The sequence below is a fragment of the Bacillus sp. 220_BSPC genome (assembly GCF_001054655.1).
GTDB classification, from domain to species: domain Bacteria; phylum Bacillota; class Bacilli; order Bacillales; family DSM-1321; genus Peribacillus; species Peribacillus frigoritolerans.
The window spans coordinates 1-377 of the sequence record NZ_JVPL01000132.1; the positions used below are offsets into that span (position 1 = coordinate 1).

The window sequence follows — 377 nt, forward strand, 5'->3', positions numbered from 1 at the left end:
GGGATGAAAATGTTTTTTTATGATTCCGACTCGATTAAACAAGAATTTGGGAATTATGGACTGATAGAGTTTTCAGAAATTGTTGAGCCCCATAAGAATATGGAAAATAAACCTCCATTTAAATTTATAATGGTAAAATGTCAAAAGGACTAGAATGGCTTTATCCATAAAAAGGGCATGTTTTGATCAATCATTTTTTCAACACATGCTCTTTTCTATTTGCTCTCGTCCGCCGACAAAGTGAAGGCTGAGCTTGAATATAGGGCCGACGATTAAGCTTGGTGAAAAGTACGATCATCAAAAATGCAAAAAAGCCTCTCTAAATGAGAGGCTTCAGACTGTAGACAAACTCGATGAAAATCGAGTTTGTCTATTTT

The 377-nt window shown here is 35.3% G+C and carries 1 pseudogene; it reads left to right on the forward strand.

The features are described from left to right. Positions 1-153, forward strand: a pseudogene (locus tag ADA55_RS08660) (SAM-dependent methyltransferase); the annotation flags it as partial. Positions 154-377: the final 224 nt, after the last annotated feature.